Origin of the sequence: Halomonas sp. IOP_6 (genome assembly GCF_021151565.1) — a bacterium.
Taxonomy (GTDB): domain Bacteria; phylum Pseudomonadota; class Gammaproteobacteria; order Pseudomonadales; family Halomonadaceae; genus Vreelandella; species Vreelandella alkaliphila.
The window spans coordinates 42,579-61,180 of record NZ_JAIRBO010000003.1; the positions used below are offsets into that span (position 1 = coordinate 42,579).

The following is an 18,602-nucleotide window of genomic DNA, read 5'->3' on the forward strand; positions in this document are numbered from 1 at the left end:
GTGGATGAAATTAGGCAGTTTCTTCTTCAGCTTCTTCTGCGCGCGGTTTATCTTCGCGACGCGGACGCTTTTCTTCTGCCGGCTTCATCATCGGAGAAGCTTCGGTGATCGCTTCTTTGCAGCGAACAACCAAGCTGCGGATGATGGCGTCGTTGAAACGGAAGATGTTCTCGATTTCTTCGAGAGTCTCGCCGGTGCACTCAACGTTCATCAGCACGTAGTGGGCTTTGTGGATCTTGTTGATCGGGTAAGCCAGGTGACGACGGCCCCAATCTTCCAAGCGATGCACAGTGCCACCGTTTTCGGTAACAATGCTGGTGTAGCGCTCGACCATAGCCGGCACTTGCTCGCTCTGATCCGGGTGGACCATAAACACGATTTCATAATGACGCATGGAATCTCCTTGCGGTTTGACAGCTTCCGGTGTGTATTGACACAGCTGTATCAATGACGACAGGGAAGCAAGGAGTTAACTGAAATGCCCGTTGCTCACCGCGAACGATGTCATTTGGGGCATCAAGCAGAACTGTTTTTCGTATTAACTGTTAACCAATACGAGCGCCCGCTTAAAGTTAAACGGGCGAAAGCATTCTAGTGGGCTAGTGCTTAACTTGCAAGCCGCCTCTGCCGAACAGCTTCAAACAAACAAATGCCTGTCGCGACCGATACGTTCAGGCTGGACACCTGTCCGGCCATAGGCAACTTTGCCAAGTTATCGCAGGCTTCCCTGGTTAACCGGCGCATGCCCTTCCCTTCAGCGCCCATCACTAATGCAGTCGGGCCAGTCATATCAATCTCAAACAGGCTAGCCTCAGCTTCACCAGCAGTACCAGTAATCCATACACCGGCATCTTTTAGCTTAGCCAATGTACGCGATAGGTTAGTAACCTGATAAACAGGCACCACCTCGGCTGCGCCGCAAGCCACTTTCCGCACCGTCGCGTTCAGCGGCGCGGCTTTATCCTTAGCCACAATCACACCGTGAGCACCGGCGGCATCCGCGCTGCGCAGGCACGCACCAAAGTTATGGACATCGGTAACACCATCCAGCACTAACAATAGCGGCGGTGCAGACGCTTGCCATGCGCGTAGCTTCAACCACAACGACTCTTCCCCTTCGGGAACCAGCGGCGGGCAAAATGCCACAACTCCTTGGTGGGCCGCACCCTGCGTAAGCTGATCCAGCAAGTCGCGAGACTGCTCTTTAATCCGCGCACCACGAGCCTGAGCACTCGCAACCACTTCCTTCAAGCGGTTACCCGCTCCTTGCTGCACCCACAACTCAAGGGGCGTTTCGCCCCGTTCCAGCAGACTTTCCAGGGCGTGAACGCCATACACTTGGTCTAGCCCATCCGGAGTACGAACAGCCGGACGCGAGCTACGTCGAGACGACGATTTCATGCTCAACCCTTATTCGGTGATGGTTTACGCGGGCCATTACGCGTGCGTCTTGGCCCACGGCGCGTCGGCTGCTTATCAGCTGATGCTGCTTTGCTAGCTCCCCCTTCTACTCCAGCACCACCTTCTCCACCGCGGCGTTTGCGCGGCTGGCGGCGTGGCCGGGGTTTCTCGTCAGCTAAACCAAAGTCGATCTTACGATCATCCATATCTACCCGCGCAACCTGAACCGTAAGCCCGTCACCCAAGCGGTAGGTCGTGCCTGTGCGCTCACCTTTGAGGCGATGCTTCTCTGCCTCATAGTGGTAGTAGTCAGAGGGCAGCGAGGTGACATGCACCAACCCTTCGACATAGAAGTCATCCAGTCGCACAAACAAGCCAAACTGAGTCACTGAGGCGATAGTACCTTCGAACGTTTCGCCCAGCTTGTCGGACATAAACTCACACTTAAGCCAACTTTCAACATCACGGGTTGCTTCATCAGCCCGCCGCTCGGTCATTGAGCAGTGCTCACCCAACTCAAGCATTTGCTCGAAGGTATAAGGGCACCACTTGCTTGGCGGATCAACCGGTGCGCCTTCTACCCGAACAACCGTATTGGTTTGCCGTGGCCCGCGAATGACTGAGCGAATGGCGCGATGCACCAATAGATCAGGGTAACGACGAATCGGTGAAGTGAAGTGCGCATAGGCCTGGTAAGCCAAGCCAAAATGGCCCTCATTCTGGGGCGAATAAACCGCCTGGTTCATTGAGCGCAGCATGACAGTTTGGATGATGTCAGCATCTGGGCGATCAATAATCGCCTCACGTAACGCTTGATAGTCTTGAGGCGTCGGCATATCGCCACCACCAACGGAAAGCCCCAGCTCGCTCAAGAACAGACGCAGTTTATCAAGGCGTTCCGGGGTCGGGCGCTCGTGAATACGGTAAAGAGCGGGCAAGTCATGCTTATCCAGGAAGCGCGCGGTAGCCACATTGGCCGCCAGCATACACTCCTCAATTAGCTTATGAGCATCGTTGCGAGTACGCGGGACAATTTTTTCAATCTTGCGCTCATCATTGAAGATAATCGCCGTTTCGGTGGTGTCAAAATCAATCGCACCACGCTCTTCTCGGGCACTACGCAGCAGGCCATAAAGCTCGTGCAAATTTTGCAACGGCTTCACTAGCGCCTTGTGCTCATTGCGCAGCGCTTCCCCTTCATCACTCTCTTTATCGAGGATGGCCGCCACTTTATTGTAGGTCAGGCGAGCGTGGGAGTTCATTACCGCCTCATAGAATGAGTAGCGGCTAATAGCGCCCGTCTTGGAGATATTCATCTCGCAAACCATCACAAGGCGATCTACTTGAGGATTTAACGAACACAAGCCATTTGAGAGCAGCTCAGGCAGCATCGGCACAACCTGGCCTGGGAAGTACACCGAGTTCCCCCGCGTACGCGCCTCATCATCAAGCGCAGTCCCCGGGCGCACGTAGTGCGATACATCAGCAATCGCTACCAGCAGCTTCCAACTGCCCGACTTGGTCTTCCAAGCGCATACCGCATCGTCAAAGTCTTTGGCGGACTCATCGTCAATGGTGACCAACGGAATCTCACGCAAATCGACACGGTGTTGCTTATCTTCCTCTAATACTTCTGCTGAAATACCGCTGGTTTGGTCAAGCACTTCTGGCGGAAACTCAGCGGGTATATCGTAGCTACGAATCGCGATATCTATTTCCATGCCAGGATCCATCCGTTCACCCAGCACTTCGATAACTTCACCAACTGGCTGAACTCGCGTAGCCGGCTGCTGAACGATTTTCGCTGATATCACCTGCCCATCTTTCGCGCCAGCGCTTGCAGTATGAGGAATGATAACTTCCTGGGTAATGCGGGGATTCTCAGGAATCAGCACACCAAACTCAGGTGAATTACTACGGTATACACCCACAATCGTTTGGGTATTTCTCGCAATCACATCGGCAATAGTCGCCTCATCACGACCGCGGCGGTCGCGGCCACTAACACGCGCCAGCACATAATCGCCGTGGAAAACACGGCGCATCTGACGAGGGGGCAATACTAAGTCTGGCTTTTTACCATCATCACGCAGTAGGAAGCCAAAACCATCTCGGTGGCCCAGTACCTTCCCTTTAATAAGGTCAAGTTTATCAATTAGTGCATAAGCGCCGCGTCGATCGCGCAGCACCTGACCATCACGCTCCATGGCAGCCATACGACGGCGAATAGCTTCAAGATGATCTTCATCTTCAATGCCGAGCATGCGGCTCATATTTTCGTGGGTTATTGGCTTGCCGTACGTTTCCAGGGCAGCTAATAAATATTCGCGGCTGGGCGCAGGATTATCATACTTTTGCGCCTCGCGCTCGGCGTGCGGATCATCACTCAACGTCCAGTACTTCATGCGATCAACATCCTTGATTGCGTTTGCGGGAGGCAGACAGTTTGCGCAGGCGCAGTGCGCTGCGGGCGGGGGGATTCAGCCATTGATCGACTGAAAAACATCATGTTTGGTTTGGTCATAACTGCATTATAGCGCTGCCCGCTCAATCACCCAACCACCTAGCACGGCAATTGTACGATTTTAATGATAAAAAACAGTTACCGGGTCTTGCATTTAAGCGTGGCCTCGGTATCATACGCGCCACTTGCCCAGATGGCGGAATTGGTAGACGCGCTAGCTTCAGGTGCTAGTGTCCGTATGGACGTGGAGGTTCAAGTCCTCTTCTGGGCACCACTTTATGTCATGTTATCCCCTTTTCATGGTGTAAAATGGTGTAGCGGCAAGCAGTACTATTTAGAAATAGTATTGATAAAGTATTAGCAAAACGTTTGTATTCGCCCAGGTGGCGGAATTGGTAGACGCGCTAGCTTCAGGTGCTAGTGTCCGTATGGACGTGGAGGTTCAAGTCCTCTCCTGGGCACCATACGAATACAAACAGCAGTAAGATCAGTAACGAAATATGATATGCCCAGGTGGCGGAATTGGTAGACGCGCTAGCTTCAGGTGCTAGTGACCGTATGGTCGTGGAGGTTCAAGTCCTCTCCTGGGCACCATTTCATAGATTCAGTTTACATCAGCGCTGATCAACACTTCACCACTCGCCGTTCAGCAACTAACTTCAACGCTTCCTGCTTGATGCTCCCACTATCTATCTAGACTATTTGTTTAGCCCCTCCCTATTCAGAAAATACTATTCAGAAAATCCTGCCTAGAAAGATCCGCTCAAAAAAACACCGCTCAAGCGACCGTCTTCGCCATCGCGGTATTTTTGCATTATTGGAAACGCCCAGGACGACGCGATACTTCTTCTAGTGCCCAGCCTTGAGTACGCAATTGCCCTTCCAATACAGCTTCACGCTCTGCCGCTAAATCAGGGAAGAAGTTTAGCCCTGTGCGCGACTCGATCTCATCGATAGTTACCAGATAATCATCTAACGGTTCATTACCACGAACGTCTTGCGGCATGATAAAGGCAAGCGCCAACGGAGCCTCTTCATCCGGCACAACAATGATCTTATAGAACGCTTCTGGCACTTCCACAAAACCAACGCGATTAAACACATTGTCCATGTAGCGCTCAGGAAAAATAGGCCCAGTAATCACCTGCAAGCGATCAAAGCGCGGTGCAAAATGATCCATCACCGACTCTTCAAGACGCTGCCAAAGCTGGCGATTCAGATTAGGTCGCTGAGGCGTCATGTTACTCATCAAGAAGGTATCGACCTGAGCGTTACGACCATGCACCGCTGCAATGGCATAGTTAGGTGCCAAGTGTCCGCGATCATAGCCACTGCCGGAATAGCTATCCGTACCTATTGGCCATAACGTTCGCCAGTCGGCCTTAAAATTAGGCCGTGGGCCAATACGAGTATCATCGGACACCGCTTCAACTTGATAACTGACCCAAAGTGGGTTTACCCGCACATCAGACCATCCCGCTAAGAAGCCATCGTTTCTCAGCACACGGTGAAACGTTGTTAGCTGAAATCCATCCCAGGTAGGCACACCCATCCAGGTATAGTCATCCTGATGCTGACGCTCCTGAAACTCCCAAAGCCCCGTTCCTACTATGACAAAAAGCACAGCGATACCCAGGCGTTTTCCCTGACGACGCCAGCGCGAAAGCGATTTCCCCAACAGACTTACTCCCTACAATAATGATTCTGCATCCTGCTTTTTATGTCAGGTAATTTATTGGTTACCAGCCCAGGGAAAACATCGTTTCTAGGTCGTGACGGGAGTGCACCTGCATGGCATTCAGCGTTTCGGTATCGCTAATACCCTCGACAGCGTTTAGACGTTCCGTGACCAGTTCTGCAAGGCTTTCAAAATCAGGGGTCCGGGCAATGGCGACCAAATCATAGCGACCACACGTCGAATAGACTTCACTAATACCGTCTACATCAGCAAGGCGCTCGGCGACTGCTTTTACCTGGCCTTTCTCAGTATTGATTAAAATCACAGCGTTTTGCATAGCACCCCCAAAATAGCGTTAACAACAATCTAATCAGCAATCAGAGGCGAGTATAACAGGCTGCTTGATAAGACCAAGCACCACTCAGTGACGTGGTTAATTGTCGCGCTTTTCATAAGGTTATTCGCACTAATTTTGAGCATGCGCTAGCATGGCTTAGAGAACTCCGGCTTATTAGCTCTGTCGGAGTATTAGAGGTGGTTCACCACCCAATAACATAAGCAAAAAAACGTCAAACCGTGACGCTAAGGAGACACCATGGCCAATCAGAGCCGTCGTAAGTTCATGCGTAATAGCGTAATGGGTCTAGCCGCCCTGCCATTTGGTGCTGGCATCCTGTCAAAGACTGCTTTTGCCCAGGAACTGCCTCGCCTTGACCCATCTAACTCTACTGCCCAGGCACTTAATTACGTAGAAGTAGCCAGTGACGCAAGCGACCACCCGGCCTACGAGGAAGGGGAGCTGTGCTCAAACTGCATGTTCTTTAATGCAGAAACCGCAGGTTGCCAGCTGTTCCCGCAAAATAGCGTTGAAGCAGGCGGCTGGTGTCAGTCCTGGACTGCCAAAGGCTAATATTAGTAGCCAACTGATCTTGGTGAAACAATCAAGCTTGACCACTACCCCGCGCTTGCCGCGGGGTAGTTATTTAACCTTAACTCACCTCTTTGTTTTCCTCCTCAATCGGCCACTGGTAACGGCGCGTCACACGCCCCTCTTCCATTGAGACCAAATGCACCGGAAATCCCCATAGCTGCTGCAAATGGCGAATCACCGGATATACGCTGCGACCAAGGGGCCGACGGCTATCTTGTACATGGTGTAACGTCAACGAACGATCCCCGCGTATAGCCGCTTCGACAACTTGAATATTGGGCTCACGCACCGATAGCGCATATTGAGTTGACAGCGCCTCACGCACTCGCCGATAGCCTCGCTCATTATGAATTGCTGCGACTTCCAGTGTTTCCATCTGATCATCATCAACAATTAAGAACAGCTTGAGATCGCGTATTACCTTGGGGGATAAAAACTGCTGTATAAACGACTCATCCTTAAAGTTCCGCATTGCAAACTCAACGGTATCGCGCCACGGGCTACCTGCAATATCGGGAAACCACTCCCGATCTTCATCCGTTGGCGCATCACAAATCCGCTTAATGTCCATAAAGATCGCAAACCCTAACGCGTAGGGATTAAGGCCGCTGTAGTGTGGGCTATCAAAGCCTGGCTGATTGATAACCGCGGCATGGGATTGCAAAAACTCCAGCATCAAGCCTTCATCGACTTTCCCTTCATCGTATAAACGATTCATCAGCGTATAGTGCCAGAAACAAGCCCATCCTTCGTTCATCACCTGGGTTTGTCTCTGGGGGTAAAAGTACTGCGCCAGTTTACGTACGATACGCACAATTTCGCGCTGCCAGGGAGCTAGAAGCGGCGCATTTTTCTCAATAAAATAGAGCAAGTTTTCCTGTGGCTCTGAGGGATAAATACCGCCTCTGTGCAGGCCAAGTGGATCTGCCTCGCTGTGCAGGCTACCCGGCAGTGGAGAAACGCCATCGGGCGCGCCAGGGATCGTGCGCCACAACATATTGACCTGGGTCTGCAGGTAGGCTTCGCGCTCTTCTTGACGCCTTACCTCTTCTTCAGCAGAAATGGGTGAGGGTCGCTTGTAACGGTCTACACCGTAGTTTTGGAGAGCGTGACAGGCATCTAACAATTGCTCCACAGCATGGACACCGTGGCGCTCTTCGCACTGAGCAATATACTTACGAGCAAATACTAGGTAATCAACGATGGAGTCGGCATCGGTCCAGGCACGGAACAAGTAATTGCCTTTAAAGAAAGAGTTATGCCCATAGCAGGCATGCGCAATGACCAATACCTGCATCATTAGCGTGTTCTCTTCCATTAGATAGGCAATACATGGGTTGGAGTTAATCACCAACTCATAGGCAAGCCCCATCTGGCCGCGCTTATAGGCTTGTTCAACGGCAAGAAACTGCTTACCAAACGACCAGTGGTGATACCCTACCGGCATCCCTACGCTCGCGTAGGCATCCATCATCTGTTCAGTGGTAATCACTTCTATCTGATTGGGATAAGTATCTAGGCGGTACTCATCGGCGAGCCTAGCGAGCTCCTCGTCGAAGCGCTCCAACACACTAAAATTCCAGTCGGAACCAGTCGCTATTGGCTTACGGGCTACACTCATGGCGTACTCCTCGGTTCGCGTTACTGCTCTTGACTCAACCGACGTTTAAACAGCTCACGGAAGACCGGGTAGATATCCCCAGCATCGACAATTTGGCGCATCGCAAACCGTTCGGGAAATTGCGCGGCGACCGTTTCGTATTCATGCCACAGCGACTGATGCTCATGGGGAGTAATTTCCACATAAGCGTAGTACTGCAACTGCGGCATGAGCTGTTTAACCAGTAAGTCCCGGCAAATATTCGAATCATCATCCCAGTTATCGCCGTCCGATGCCTGAGCGATATACAGATTCCACTGCCCAGCGGGATAGCGTTTTTCGATGATTTTATTTACCAGGGTGAGCGCGCTGGAAACGATGGTGCCACCAGTTTCACGGGAATAGAAAAACTCCTCCTCGTTTACCTCCCGCGCAGCCGTGTGGTGGCGCACAAATACCAGCTCTACTTTCTCGTAATGCTTTTCCAAAAATAGATAAAGTAATAGGAAAAACCGCTTAGCAATGTCCTTATGGTTTTGGGTCATGGAACCAGAAACATCCATGACACAGAACATCACCGCCTGACTGGAAGGCTGAGGCTGCGCTGCCAACTGGTGGTAACGCAGATCATAGGTGTCAATAAATGGCACCGCCTCAATGCGCTTTTCCAAGCGCTCTATTTCTGCCTTTAGCTCAACTATTCTCGCCGGATTGCGCAGCACCGGATCCTTGCGTTCTTCTGCGGCGAGCGCCTCTTGAGCCTCTTTCAACGCTCGCTTAATGGGGGCACGCATGGCAATGCGACGTGCGTAAGCTTCCCGCATTGATCGGGTGATGCTAATTCGCGACGGCACCCCGTCACGCGCGAGCCCCGCACGCACCATTTTTACCTCTTCGAGTGACTTCAATGGCTTGCGCTGCAAATTAGGCAACTCAAGACCATCAAATACAAACTCCAAAAACTCCTCGCGGCTCAGGGTAAAAGCAAACTCGTCGTCACCCTCGCCTTGATTGGAAGCACCACCTTCGCCCGCGCCATCTCCGCCGCCCTGGCCACCAGGGCGGCGAATTTTATCTCCTTCTAAAAACTCCTTGTTGCCGGGCGATACGATATTGCGCGCACCGCCCGGGCCATGTTGAAACACCGGTTCAGAGATATCCTTGGTAGGAATGGATACCTTTTCCCCTCGCTCCATATCGGTAATGGAGCGGCGGTTAACCGCCTCCTCCACCGAACGCTTGATATGTTTGCGATAACGTTCCAAAAAGCGCTGCCGATTGACCGCGCTTTTATGCTTAGCGTTAGGCCTTCGATCAATAAAGTAGGTCATACGACCTCCCGATTATCCGCTACTGGGACTTGCGCACGCGTAGGTACCACTCGGAAAGCAGCCGAACCTGTTTCTCGGTATAGCCACGATCCACCATGCGCGCCACAAAGTCCTCGTGCTTCTTCTGATCCGACTTCGACGCCTTCGCATTAAACGAAATAACCGGTAATAGCTCTTCAGTATTCGCAAACATCTTATGCTCGATAACGCCTTTGAGCTTTTCATAAGACTGCCAGCTGGGGTTCATGCCATTGTTTTGTGCACGCGCCCGCAATACGAAATTAACCACTTCGTGACGGAAGTCTTTCGGGTTAGAGATGCCTGCTGGTTTCTCAATTTTTTCGAGCTCGTCATTCAGTGACTGACGGTTCAACAATTCGCCCGTTTCGGGGTCGCGATACTCCTGATCTTGAATCCAGAAATCCGCGTAGGTTACGTAGCGATCAAAGATGTTCTGCCCATACTCGCTGTAAGACTCCAGGTACGCTGTTTGGATTTCCTTACCAATGAAATCGACATAGCGCGGTGCCAGAAACTCTTTGATAAAGCCGATATAACGCTCAAATACTTCTGAAGGCAGTTGCTCGCGCTCTAATGCTTGCTCTAGCACATACAGCAAATGCACAGGGTTCGCGGCGACTTCAGTGCCATCGAAGTTAAACACTTTAGAAAGTATCTTGAAGGCGAAACGGGTAGACAACCCCTGCATGCCCTCATCCACCCCCGCCGCATCACGATACTCCTGGATCGACTTTGCTCGAGGATCGGTGTCTTTCAGGTTTTCGCCGTCATAAACGCGCATCTTGGAGTAGATGCTGGAGTTTTCTGGCACTTTTAGCCGCGAAAGCACTGAAAACTGCGCCAACATACGCAGCGTATCAGGGGCGCAAGGGGCTGCGTTAAGCGAGGAGTCTTCGAGCAGCTTTTGGTAAATCTTGATCTCTTCGGAGACCCGCAGGCAGTAAGGCACTTTGACGATATAGACACGATCCAAAAATGCCTCGTTGTTGCGATTATTACGAAACGCCTGCCATTCCGATTCGTTTGAGTGGGCTAAAATCACACCGTCAAAGGGAATTGCCCCCATGCCTTCGGTAGGGTTGTAGTTACCTTCTTGGGTGGCGGTAAGTAATGGATGCAGCACCTTAATCGGCGCTTTAAACATCTCAACGAACTCCATCAACCCTTGGTTAGCGCGGCAAAGCCCGCCAGAGAAGCTGTAGGCATCGGGGTCATCTTGCGAGTAAAGCTCCAACTGACGAATATCGACTTTACCTACTAACGACGAGATATCCTGGTTATTTTCATCGCCAGGCTCAGTTTTGGAGATGGCAATTTGATTTAACCGCGAGGGATAAAGGCGCACCACCCGGAACTGAGAAATATCGCCGCCCGCTTCTTTTAAGCGCTTCGCCGCCCATGGCGACATAACACTGCGCAGATAGCGCTGGGGAATACCGTACTCTTGCTCCAGAAGCTCACCATCTTCTTCCGGCGAAAAAAGTCCTAGCGGTGACTCATACACGGGTGAATCTTTAATGGCATAGAACGGGATACGTTCCATCAACAGCTTCAAGCGTTCAGCCAGCGACGATTTACCGCCACCTACTGGCCCTAGTAAATAGAGGATTTGCTTACGCTCCTCTAATCCCTGCGCGGCATGACGGAAGTACGACACAATTTGCTCGATAGCTTCTTCCATACCATGAAATTCAGCAAAAGCAGGATAGCGGCGAATCACCTTGTTCGAGAAAATGCGTGATAGACGCGGGTCTTTCGCCGTGTCGATCACTTCAGGCTCGCCAATGGCTTCCAGCATACGCTCCGAGGCGCTGGCATAAACCTTTGGATCACGGCGACAAAGCGCCAAATACTCCTCTAGGCTCATGTCTTCTTGCTGAACGCGGGCAAATCGGTCTTGAACGTGATCAAAGATGCTCATGGAACTCTCCTGTGGCCCATCCCCCAGCAGCTACCGCCAAGCCCAAACATCAAGCGGTGCGCAATACGAGGTGTTGCTCTATCAGCGTAGTCAGCATTAGCAAAAAGTGATGACTAAACCTTCAACGCACAATGTTTAATAATTTGAGCACGGTAGGAGAGATTAAGTTGCGTTGAATGTGCGATGGCCCTAAAAACAGTGTTCAGAACGCATAGCGCCGCCTTTCAGGCGGCGCTATGGCGGGTAACAACGCGTCGAAAAGACACCGTTTAGGCAGTATTATCCCAGCACTTCTTTTACATCTGCCAACAGTTGATCCAGCAATTCAACGGTAGTGTTCCAAGCGCATACAAAACGCGCACCACCCGCTCCAATAAAGGTATAGAAGGTCCAGCCTTTGGCTTTCAACGCCTCGATAGCATGAGGAGGAAACTCAACGAAAACACTATTCGCCTGAGTCGGAAACATTAGTGAAACGCCAGGGAGTGCTTGCAGCCCTTCGGATAAATACCGTGCCATGGCATTGGCATGCTCAGCGTTGGTTAACCACGCGCCGCTTTCCAACAACCCTAGCCATGGGGCAGAAACGTAGCGCATTTTCGAAGCCAGTTGACCTGCCTGTTTGCAACGGTAGGAAAAGTCCTCAGCCAAATCACGGTTGAAAAAAAGAATAGCCTCACCAAACGCTAGCCCGTTCTTGGTTCCTGAAAAGCACAACGCATCGACGCCTACCTGCCACGTTAGCTCAGCGGGGCTTGCATTAAGACCAGCGCAGGCATTGGCGAACCGCGCGCCGTCCATATGTAAGCGTAAATCGTGCTTGTCTGCCATGGCACGTATTGCCAGTAACTCTTCCCGAGAGTAGACCGTGCCAACTTCTGTCGCTTGGGTAAGCGACACTACTTTAGGCTTTGGATAGTGAATATCACTACGCTTAGTGACCAGCGCTTCAATGCCCTGTGGCGTTAGCTTACCGTTAGCCCCTGGCGAGGTCAGCAGCTTCGCGCCGTTAGAAAAGAACTCAGGGCCACCACACTCATCGGTTTCAATATGAGCCAATTCATGACAAATAACGCTGTGGTAGCTGCGCCCCATTGCAGAAAGTGCCAGTGAGTTTGCTGCAGTACCGTTAAACACAAAAAAAACATCGCAATCGTAGTCAAACATTTCACGAAAACGATCTGCGGCACGGGCAGTCCAACGGTCATTGCCGTAGGCCAAATCATCAGCTTGATTGGCTTCAAGCAGGTATTCCATAGCCTCTGGGCAGATACCTGAGGTGTTGTCACTGGCTAAAAATCGTGGGGTACACTCCGAGGTCATGACGATAGTCCTTTTATCTGACGATCTTACGGCGCAAGCTGGGTGCCACTCGCGCCTTAATTTGTTAACTGTGGTTAACAGCCACCTTGATCGACCAGTCTATCGCCATTGCAGCGCTTACGTCACCCGCCTGACTCGCTTGGCCCTATCGCTACAGGGAAGCGGCAAGACGCGTGCCTTGATCGATGGCTCGTTTAGCGTCTAGCTCCGCAGCTTCATCGGCACCGCCAATCACATGAAAGCATGCTCCCGCCTGGATTAAGGGCGCGATAAGCTCGCGAACCGACTCCTGCCCAGCGCATACCACGACAGTGTCCACCGCCAGCACCTGCTCCTCGCCATCGCGGCGAATGTGAAGACCGGCATCATCGATTTTCAAATACTCGCAGCCAGTCAGGGTTTTAACTCCCCGCTGTTTTAGTGATGCACGATGTACCCAGCCCGAGGTTTTGCCCAGGTTCTTACCTGGCTTAGAGCTTTTGCGCTGAAGCATAACAATGTCACGGGGAGAGACTGGCGGCATTGGCGGCTTTAGACCGCCACGATCGTCCACGGCAAGGTCAACGCCCCACTCATCACACCAGGCTGCCACATCCATTTCAGGATGTCCCTGGTCAGCGAGCAGCTCTGATACATCAAAGCCAATACCACCAGCGCCAATCACCGCTACACGCTGGCCCACACGTTCAGGGTGCTCAATAGCTTCAGCGTAGCTAAGCACACTGGCATGATCGGCCCCCGGTAGCGCAAGCTCACGGGGGGTAACGCCGGTGGCAATCACCACCTCGTCAAATTCAGCTAGTGTATCGAGGGTAGCCGCCGTATTTAGGCGAACATCTACCGCGTGTTTTTCTAACATCACCCGGAAGTAGCGCAACGTTTCGTTGAACTCCTCTTTACCGGGAATTTTACGGGCGTAATTAAACTGCCCACCCAACTCACTACGTCGCTCAAACAACACCACATGATGCCCCCGGCTAGCAGCGGCCACGGCGGTGGCAAGCCCCGCGGGACCGCCGCCGACAACCGCTACCCGCTTGGGTGTTTGCGTGGGTTCGAGGGTCAGCTCGGTTTCATGGCACGCTCTGGGGTTAACCAAACACGATGTGAGCTTGCCCATAAAGGTGTGGTCTAAGCAGGCTTGGTTACAGGCAATACAGGTATTAATTTCGTCTGAAAGATCCGCCTCGGCTTTACGCACCCATTCAGGGTCAGCCAAAAACGGGCGTGCCATCGACACCATATCCGCATGCCCATCAGCCAACACACGCTCCGCCACCTCGGGCATATTGATACGGTTGGTGGTAATCAGCGGGATGGATAGTGCCGATCTAATGCGTTTAGTAACTTCGGTAAACGCTGCACGAGGCACGCTGGTTACAATGGTTGGCACCCGAGCTTCGTGCCAGCCAATACCTGTGTTAATTACATTCGCGCCAGCAGCTTCAATGGCTTGGCCAAGTTGCACCACTTCTTCCCACGTGCTGCCTTCTTCCACCAGATCAATCATCGATAGGCGAAAGATCATCAAAAAACGCTCGCCCACTGCCGCGCGAATGCGTTTCACAATTTCGATCGGGAAGCGAATACGTCGCTCAAAATCACCGCCCCACGCATCATCACGCTGATTGGTGCGACGACAAATAAACTGGTTGATCAAATAACCTTCAGAGCCCATTACCTCAATACCGTCATAGCCTGCCTGCTGGGCAAGCTGCGCACAGCGCACATAGTCGTCTATCTGCTGCTCAACGTCGTCGCTTGAAAGTGCCCGAGGCATAAACGGGTTGATCGGTGCCTGCAGCGCAGAAGGTGCCACCAGCTCTGGCGAGTAGGCATAGCGCCCGGCATGGAGAATCTGCATACACAAATGCCCGCCTGCGTCATGAACGGCATCAACAACGCTCTTATGCTCAGCGAGCTGAGACTCGTCGGTAAGGGCATTTGCCCCTTGGAACACAGCACCTTCAGCATTAGGAGCAATGCCGCCCGTCACAATCAGGCTGACACCCGCACGAGCTCGCTCAGCATAAAAGGCTGCTAGGCGCTCAAAACCGTTGGGAGCTTCTTCTAAATTGGTGTGCATTGACCCCATCAATACGCGATTAGGTAGCGTTAAATGGCCAACGGTCAGTGGTCGAAACAGATGCGGGTAAGCGGGCGTATGGTTCATCACGGTACTCCTTTATATTATTAAGCACATTCAAACAAGCGTATGACATACACCGCCTCACGTACAGTCCTTTACACCCCTTAATCTGTCACCCTTTAGCCGCCTTGCGAAACCATCAACCTTTGTGGCAAAGCACTTGCTCCTCTTGCGAAAGCACGTCACATTACCAGGCTAACGACAAGGGAACGCGCTATGCCATTGATTTACTTTTTACCGCCACTGGCCACTGTGTTGATTTGGTCAGGAAATATGACAATCAACCAGTTGACAGTGGGTGCCATTGCGCCCAGCAGTATCGCTTTTCTACGTTGGTTGCTGGCACTGGCGGTAATGACACCGTTTGTGCTTCCTGCGGCATTACGTCATCGCGATGAAATACGCCGCCACTGGCCGAAACTGGCGTTGCTGGGGCTACTTGGCATGGGGCTGTGGCAAGGGTTGGCGTATATGGCTGCGGAAACAACAACTGCCACCAATATGGGCATTTTGGCTGCCATGGTGCCGCTTCTCACCGTGCTACTAAGTGCACTAATCTTGCGCGAGCCGCCTACCTTAGGCGGTATTGTCGGGGGCGTTCTGGCATTCGTCGGCGTCACGGTACTGCTTGGGCGAGGCAACCCTTTGTCTCTGCTGCAACTGCAGGTAGCCGCCGGCGACGCATTGATGGTGATTGCTGCCACCTGCTACGCCCTATACGGTGTAATGCTGAAGCGCTGGGCGATGAACTTACCTCCTTGGGTAATGCTCTATGCCCAGGTCTGCTTTGCGGTTTTATTCCTATTGCCGCCCTATTTAATGGGCCCGATGACACCGGTAGATAGCCACAATATATGGCTGATCCTTTACGCAGGCATTCCCGCATCCATCATTACCACTTTTTTATGGATGCGCGCGGTGCGCCAAATCGGCGCGAACCAGTCGAGTATATTTATCAATTTGATGCCGCTATTTAGTGCCCTGATTGCCATGGCGTTTTTAGGCGAGCAGATCGCAGGGTTCCACTTTATGGGTGGGCTACTCATCCTTGCGGGGGTCATCATGGCGCAAACGCTGACACGCCCCCTGGTGCGCACTCCCGCGACGGATAAAACGAGCAGCGCTCAGCAATGATACAATAGGCTAACTTCATTCGACGGCCAGGAACCCCTGAATATGTCCCTAGAAGAACTGCACCTTAATCTTCGCAACCTCACCAGCGATGACTACGACCAGCTCAAAACGCTGATGGATGCGGTATATCACGACATCGGCGGTGCGTGGCCAAAGCACACTATTGACAAGCTCATTCAGGAATTTCCTGATGGCCAAATTGCCATTGAGGACGATGGTACGCTGGTGGGCGTTGCGCTAACGGTACAGGTCGATTACGACGAGTTTTCTAACCCGCATAAATATGACGACCTGATCGGCCATCGTGAAACCATCCTTAACGACCAAGATGGCGATGCCATGTACGGGCTGGATGTGTTGATCCACCCCGACTACCGTGGCTACCGCCTGGGTCGGCGTTTATATGAAGCCCGCAAAGAGTTGTGCCGCTCGCATAACCTGCGTGCCATTCTGGCAGGTGGACGCATTCCCGAGTACCACCAGCACGCCCAAGAACTCACCCCAGCAGAGTACATCGAAAAAGTCTCTCGTAAAGAGATTTACGATCCGATTTTGTCGTTCCAATTGGCTAACGACTTCCAAGTAAAACGCTTACTGCGTAAGTACCTGCCAGAAGATGAGCAGTCTCGCGGCTATGCCACTCTGTTGGAGTGGAACAACATCCTGTTCGAGCCAGCTGAGAGCGTGCTAGATACCCGCCCGACTCAGGTACGAGTGGGAGCAGTGCAGTGGCAAATGCGTGAATTCGCTTCAGTGGAAGCAGCCCTTCAACAAATTGAATACTTTGTTGACGCATTATCAGATTATCAAAGTGACTTTGCGGTATTTCCGGAGTTGTTCAATGCGCCACTGATGGGCCTACAAGACCGCTCGGCCCAGCAGGATCAAATGGGCGCGATTCGTTTTTTAGCAGGCTTCACTGAGCGTTTTAAAAGCGAGCTTTCGCGGATGGCGGTGTCGTATAACATCAACATCGTTGGTGGCTCGATGATTGAAGTCGGTGACGATGACCGACTATACAATATTGCCTATTTGTTCCACCGGGATGGCGAAATCGAAAAGCAGTCGAAGCTGCATATCACCCCCCAAGAACGCCGCGACTGGGTGATCGAAGGGGGTGATAACCTGCAGGTCTTTGACACCGACGCAGGTCGCGTGGGCATTTTGATTTGCTACGACGTTGAGTTCCCGGAGCTTGGCCGTCTGCTAGCCGATCAGGATATGGATATACTGTTTGTACCGTTCTGGACAGATACCAAAAACGGCTATCTGCGGGTACGCCACTGCGCCCAAGCAAGAGCCATTGAAAATGAGTGCTACGTAGTACTGTGTGGCAGCGTCGGCAACCTACCTTCGATTGAAAACCTGGATATCCAGTATGCCCAATCAGCCGTGTTTTCACCGTCTGACTTCGCTTTCCCACACGATGCAGTGCTGGCGGAAACCACGCCTAACACCGAGATGATCTTCTTCTCGGACCTAGACCTGACTCGCCTTACTGTTGTGCGTGCCGAAGGCTCAGTAACCAACTTGAAAGACCGCCGCAAAGATCTATTTGACCTGCGCTGGCGCGACTGGTCCTGGAAGTCTGGGGCTAATCTGGAAGAGTAAACCAATAACGCCGCCGAATGGGCGGCGTTATTTTTAAAGCGCTTCTGGCTCAATCAGGCCAGACAAGATGGGCAGGAACACGCCCTTTGCTATCAAACATAACGCCTTCATCGCGCAGTTTCTGATGCTGGCGGTCAGCACCGCCGTGGTCGGCTAGCGTTAGCGACGCAGCAATGACGCGATGCCAGGGTAGCTGATGCCCTTCTGGTAAGTGGCGCATCGCCGAGCCAACCATGCGCGGCGTGGCGCCTTCCGTCATCGCCGCGATACGCCCGTAGGTGGTTACCCGCCCAGCAGGAATCTGATCAACAATGGTATAAATCTGTTCGAGCAGTTCAGGGCGTGGCATTACCACCTCTTGTAAATCAACGTGTTACTAGAGTGTTTCGACTAGTTGATCGATCGCTTGAAACGCTTCTTTTAGCGCAGCATCACGCTGAGCGTCACCCATATTCAAGCCTTCCGCAAAGACCACATCCACATCGCTAATGCCCATTAAACCGAGCATGGCTTTAAGATGTGGCGTTTGGCTGTCTAATTCAGTCCCTGCGTACTGACCACCGCGAGCAGCTAAAATAATCGCACGCTTACCTTCAAGCAAACCCTGCGGGCCATTTTCAGTGTAGCGGAAGGTTTCACCAGCGCGCAGTACGCGGTCAAACCACGCTTTCAGTTGGGACGGGATACCTAAATTATACAGCGGAACCGCCAGTACCAGGACATCACTCGCCCGTAGCTCTGCCAACAATTCGTCAGAGTGAGCTGCTAGTGCCTGCTGATCGGCGTTGCGCTCGTTTGCTGGCGTCTGCCATGCACCGAGCTCTTCGATCGCAAGGTGCGGTAACGCGTTAGCCACTACATCGCGATGAGTAACCACTACATCGTGGGCTTCCGTTTTGGTTTCAAAATGGTTGGCCAACGCATTGGACTGGCCGTTTGCGCCTAAAATAGAAGAAGTTACAAGCAGTGCACGTGTGGTCATGGATAATTTCCTAACGTATTAGTGGGAACTTTGGTAACTATTTTACGGCGCTTTTC

General features: G+C 52.2%; 15 protein-coding genes and 3 tRNA genes. 6 read left to right on the forward strand and 12 right to left on the reverse strand.

Annotated features, from left to right (window positions below; genetic code table 11):
• Positions 1-10: 10 nt before the first annotated feature.
• The 3 genes from rpsF to rnr form a co-directional block, all read right to left on the reverse strand.
• On the reverse strand, positions 11-394 hold the full coding sequence (gene rpsF / locus K7H08_RS06395) for a 30S ribosomal protein S6 (RefSeq protein ID WP_009721681.1): 384 nt from the start codon (positions 392-394) through the stop codon (positions 11-13).
• 212 nt (positions 395-606) lie between these two features.
• Positions 607-1,401: a 23S rRNA (guanosine(2251)-2'-O)-methyltransferase RlmB gene (rlmB, locus tag K7H08_RS06400; RefSeq protein WP_038476977.1), complete on the reverse strand. Its 795-nt coding sequence runs from the start codon at positions 1,399-1,401 to the stop codon at positions 607-609.
• A gap of 2 nt (positions 1,402-1,403) precedes the next feature.
• Positions 1,404-3,806, reverse strand: a complete 2,403-nt coding sequence (rnr, locus tag K7H08_RS06405; RefSeq protein ID WP_038476979.1) for a ribonuclease R — start codon at positions 3,804-3,806, stop codon at positions 1,404-1,406.
• Positions 3,807-4,052: 246 nt separating this feature from the next.
• Between rnr and K7H08_RS06410 the strand changes: the two genes are divergently transcribed.
• The 3 genes from K7H08_RS06410 to K7H08_RS06420 all read left to right on the forward strand — a co-directional run bounded on the left by K7H08_RS06410 (position 4,053) and on the right by K7H08_RS06420 (position 4,459).
• Positions 4,053-4,139: transfer RNA gene (locus K7H08_RS06410), tRNA-Leu, on the forward strand.
• A gap of 103 nt (positions 4,140-4,242) precedes the next feature.
• Positions 4,243-4,329 (forward strand) — tRNA-Leu (locus tag K7H08_RS06415).
• Between the two features lie 43 nt (positions 4,330-4,372).
• A tRNA-Leu gene (locus tag K7H08_RS06420) sits at positions 4,373-4,459 on the forward strand.
• A 220-nt stretch (positions 4,460-4,679) separates the two neighbouring features.
• Here the strand turns inward: K7H08_RS06420 and K7H08_RS06425 are convergent.
• Together K7H08_RS06425 and K7H08_RS06430 are read right to left on the reverse strand one after the other, a co-directional pair.
• A complete protein-coding gene (locus K7H08_RS06425; protein ID WP_038476982.1) occupies positions 4,680-5,543 on the reverse strand; it encodes a DNA/RNA non-specific endonuclease in 864 nt (287 codons plus the stop codon).
• A 61-nt stretch (positions 5,544-5,604) separates the two neighbouring features.
• Positions 5,605-5,880, reverse strand: a complete 276-nt coding sequence (locus tag K7H08_RS06430) for an Lrp/AsnC family transcriptional regulator (protein ID WP_009721675.1) — start codon at positions 5,878-5,880, stop codon at positions 5,605-5,607.
• 258 nt (positions 5,881-6,138) lie between these two features.
• On the opposite strand from K7H08_RS06430, the gene K7H08_RS06435 reads away from it, so the two are divergent.
• Positions 6,139-6,453, forward strand: coding sequence for a high-potential iron-sulfur protein (locus K7H08_RS06435; RefSeq protein WP_038476986.1), 315 nt, complete (start codon positions 6,139-6,141; stop codon positions 6,451-6,453).
• A gap of 79 nt (positions 6,454-6,532) precedes the next feature.
• On the opposite strand, the gene K7H08_RS06440 is transcribed toward K7H08_RS06435, so the two are convergent.
• From K7H08_RS06440 to K7H08_RS06460, 5 genes are all read right to left on the reverse strand, one after another.
• The gene (locus K7H08_RS06440) at positions 6,533-8,095 is read right to left on the reverse strand and encodes a SpoVR family protein (RefSeq protein ID WP_038476989.1); all 1,563 of its coding nucleotides are present in this window, start codon (positions 8,093-8,095) and stop codon (positions 6,533-6,535) included.
• A 20-nt stretch (positions 8,096-8,115) separates the two neighbouring features.
• Positions 8,116-9,405, reverse strand: coding sequence for a YeaH/YhbH family protein (locus tag K7H08_RS06445; RefSeq protein ID WP_231657489.1), 1,290 nt, complete (start codon positions 9,403-9,405; stop codon positions 8,116-8,118).
• Positions 9,406-9,424: 19 nt separating this feature from the next.
• Positions 9,425-11,347 carry a PrkA family serine protein kinase gene (locus K7H08_RS06450; RefSeq protein WP_038476995.1) on the reverse strand — a complete coding sequence of 641 codons (1,923 nt, stop codon included), beginning with the start codon at positions 11,345-11,347 and terminating at the stop codon, positions 9,425-9,427.
• A 279-nt stretch (positions 11,348-11,626) separates the two neighbouring features.
• Positions 11,627-12,670 (reverse strand): threonine aldolase family protein, encoded by a 1,044-nt coding sequence (locus K7H08_RS06455; protein ID WP_038476998.1) that lies wholly within the window; start codon positions 12,668-12,670, stop codon positions 11,627-11,629.
• A gap of 151 nt (positions 12,671-12,821) precedes the next feature.
• Positions 12,822-14,843, reverse strand: a complete 2,022-nt coding sequence (locus tag K7H08_RS06460; RefSeq protein ID WP_231657490.1) for an NADPH-dependent 2,4-dienoyl-CoA reductase — start codon at positions 14,841-14,843, stop codon at positions 12,822-12,824.
• Positions 14,844-15,035: 192 nt separating this feature from the next.
• On the opposite strand from K7H08_RS06460, the gene K7H08_RS06465 reads away from it, so the two are divergent.
• The gene (locus K7H08_RS06465; RefSeq protein ID WP_038477006.1) at positions 15,036-15,953 is read left to right on the forward strand and encodes a DMT family transporter; all 918 of its coding nucleotides are present in this window, start codon (positions 15,036-15,038) and stop codon (positions 15,951-15,953) included.
• Positions 15,954-15,995: 42 nt separating this feature from the next.
• Positions 15,996-17,564, forward strand: coding sequence for a carbon-nitrogen hydrolase family protein (locus K7H08_RS06470; protein ID WP_038477009.1), 1,569 nt, complete (start codon positions 15,996-15,998; stop codon positions 17,562-17,564).
• A gap of 49 nt (positions 17,565-17,613) precedes the next feature.
• Here K7H08_RS06470 and K7H08_RS06475 read toward each other — a convergent pair whose 3' ends face one another.
• Together K7H08_RS06475 and K7H08_RS06480 are read right to left on the reverse strand one after the other, a co-directional pair.
• A complete protein-coding gene (locus K7H08_RS06475) occupies positions 17,614-17,913 on the reverse strand; it encodes an MGMT family protein (RefSeq protein WP_038477012.1) in 300 nt (99 codons plus the stop codon).
• Positions 17,914-17,940: 27 nt separating this feature from the next.
• Complete coding sequence (locus K7H08_RS06480; RefSeq protein ID WP_231657491.1) at positions 17,941-18,546, reverse strand: FMN-dependent NADH-azoreductase; 606 nt, start codon at positions 18,544-18,546, stop codon at positions 17,941-17,943.
• Between the last annotated feature and the right edge of the window lie 56 nt (positions 18,547-18,602).

What these genes read in the sequence shown, in the direction of transcription:
- rpsF (WP_009721681.1), bottom strand. Translation starts at nt 394, where the DNA reads ATGCGTCATTATGAAATCGTGTTTATGGTCCACCCGGATCAGAGCGAG.
- rlmB (WP_038476977.1), bottom strand. Translation starts at nt 1,401, where the DNA reads ATGAAATCGTCGTCTCGACGTAGCTCGCGTCCGGCTGTTCGTACTCCG.
- rnr (WP_038476979.1), bottom strand. Translation starts at nt 3,806, where the DNA reads ATGAAGTACTGGACGTTGAGTGATGATCCGCACGCCGAGCGCGAGGCG.
- K7H08_RS06430 (WP_009721675.1), bottom strand. Translation starts at nt 5,880, where the DNA reads ATGCAAAACGCTGTGATTTTAATCAATACTGAGAAAGGCCAGGTAAAA.
- K7H08_RS06435 (WP_038476986.1), top strand. Translation starts at nt 6,139, where the DNA reads ATGGCCAATCAGAGCCGTCGTAAGTTCATGCGTAATAGCGTAATGGGT.
- K7H08_RS06440 (WP_038476989.1), bottom strand. Translation starts at nt 8,095, where the DNA reads ATGAGTGTAGCCCGTAAGCCAATAGCGACTGGTTCCGACTGGAATTTT.
- K7H08_RS06445 (WP_231657489.1), bottom strand. Translation starts at nt 9,405, where the DNA reads ATGACCTACTTTATTGATCGAAGGCCTAACGCTAAGCATAAAAGCGCG.
- K7H08_RS06450 (WP_038476995.1), bottom strand. Translation starts at nt 11,347, where the DNA reads ATGAGCATCTTTGATCACGTTCAAGACCGATTTGCCCGCGTTCAGCAA.
- K7H08_RS06455 (WP_038476998.1), bottom strand. Translation starts at nt 12,670, where the DNA reads ATGACCTCGGAGTGTACCCCACGATTTTTAGCCAGTGACAACACCTCA.
- K7H08_RS06460 (WP_231657490.1), bottom strand. Translation starts at nt 14,843, where the DNA reads ATGAACCATACGCCCGCTTACCCGCATCTGTTTCGACCACTGACCGTT.
- K7H08_RS06465 (WP_038477006.1), top strand. Translation starts at nt 15,036, where the DNA reads ATGCCATTGATTTACTTTTTACCGCCACTGGCCACTGTGTTGATTTGG.
- K7H08_RS06470 (WP_038477009.1), top strand. Translation starts at nt 15,996, where the DNA reads ATGTCCCTAGAAGAACTGCACCTTAATCTTCGCAACCTCACCAGCGAT.
- K7H08_RS06475 (WP_038477012.1), bottom strand. Translation starts at nt 17,913, where the DNA reads ATGCCACGCCCTGAACTGCTCGAACAGATTTATACCATTGTTGATCAG.
- K7H08_RS06480 (WP_231657491.1), bottom strand. Translation starts at nt 18,546, where the DNA reads ATGACCACACGTGCACTGCTTGTAACTTCTTCTATTTTAGGCGCAAAC.